This is a genomic window from Oceanicella actignis (genome assembly GCF_008124525.1).
In the GTDB taxonomy this organism is placed as follows: Bacteria; Pseudomonadota; Alphaproteobacteria; order Rhodobacterales; family Rhodobacteraceae; genus Oceanicella; species Oceanicella actignis.
In genome coordinates, this window is record NZ_VNHJ01000031.1 from 1 (window position 1) to 1,547 (window position 1,547).

A 1,547-nucleotide genomic window follows, 5' to 3' on the forward strand; every position below is an offset into this window, starting at 1 on the left:
GGCTCACCCCGCGGGAGTATCACAAACGGTCAAGAGAGGACCAAACCCTGAACAGAGCTAACGCTTAAACGCGGACTCTAAGGGGAGCAGGTCAGTACTCGATGACGCCGAGCCTCAACCGCGTGGCGGCCGACCGCGCGGCGCAGTTCGAGGAGGCGCTGATCCTCGACGAGCTCGACAAGGCGCTCAAGACCTACGTCAACGGCCTGAAGGAGCGCGGCGACTTCGATGCGGTTCAGGTTGCGCCCGGCGATTCATCCGAGGTCCCGGACGAGCCGGGCGGCGTCAGGATCGTGGCGCTTGGGGTGGCGTATCCGCACCACACCGGCCGCGAACGTTCGGAGGCCATGACGGAGGCACGCAACATCCTCCAGCAGCGCGGCTCGACGCCGCGGGTCTACAGGAACACCCTTGTGTTCCTGGCGCCCGACGAGAAGCAGCTCGACCATCTCAAACAGGCGATGCGCGCCGCGCTCGCCTGGGCGGAAATCGTCCGGGATGCGGAATCCGGGCGGCTCGATCTCATGGTCAGCGACATCGCCTTGGCCCGGGACAAGCTGAAGGAGGCGCAATCCACCCTGCAGACGCGGCTGCAGGAAAGCTGGTGTTACCTGATCTATCCCTACCAGGAAACGCCGCAGGCGGACGTATCCTTCGCCAGCGCGCGAATTCCCACGCAGGATGGCGTCTTGAGCCGGGCAAGCCGGAAACTCGTGAACGACGACGCCCTGTTCCCCGAGATCGGGCCCGTGCGGCTCAACTCGGTATTGGAAAAGTACATCTGGAACGACAAGCCCCATCTCTCGCTGGGGGATCTGTGGGAATATCTCAATCGCTACATCTACCTGCCCAGGCTCAAGAACCGCGATACGCTGGCACGGTCGGTTCGCGCCGCCGTGAGCGGATTGGTTCCCGGACCATTCGCATATGCCGAAGCGTGGGATGAGAAAGCGCAATCCTATCGCGGATTGGTGCTCGACCACGGGGACAAGGCAGTCGTGTCGATTGGCGGCGACTCCGTCATCGTCCGGTCGGACATCGCCGCGTGGTTCAAGAAACAGAGCGAGCAACCCGCGGAGCGAGAGGCCGACGGCAAGGGGGGCGCAACCCCACCGGGCGAGCGTGGTCAAGATCCGAAGGCCTCGCCTGGCGGAAGGGAAACGCCGGATGAACCCCGTCTTCCGACGCGTTTCACGGCGACGGCCTTCTTGTCACCCGACCGACCGGCTCGCGACATGTCCAACATCATCGAGGGGATCATCGACCAGTTGACCGCCATTGCGGGAGCGGAAGTGACGATCCGGGTCGAAATCGATGCCGAAGTGCCCTCGGGCCTTGACCGCAACAAGGTCCGGACGCTGACCGAAAATGCCAACACGTTGAAGATGGAGAAGCAGATTCGCTGACCTCGAACGACTCGAAGAAGCCGGGGCGCAGGTAGCCTTTTCGCGCAACTCCGTGTTCGGGCCGGTTCCCCCCTTATCTGTTCCCTTAACCTTCTTTCCGTGCGATACAGGGAAAGGAGGACCATCTCATGGGACAATCAT

General features: G+C 62.8%; 1 protein-coding gene. It reads left to right on the plus strand.

All coding sequences use genetic code 11. The features are described from left to right. The first annotated feature begins 101 nt into the window (after nucleotides 1-101). Nucleotides 102-1,406 (plus strand): DUF499 family protein, encoded by a 1,305-nt coding sequence (locus LY05_RS15000; protein WP_249041969.1) that lies wholly within the window; start codon nucleotides 102-104, stop codon nucleotides 1,404-1,406. Nucleotides 1,407-1,547: the final 141 nt, after the last annotated feature.

Coding starts and splice junctions, on each gene's coding strand:
- LY05_RS15000 (WP_249041969.1), top strand. CDS start 102: ATGACGCCGAGCCTCAACCGCGTGGCGGCCGACCGCGCGGCGCAGTTC.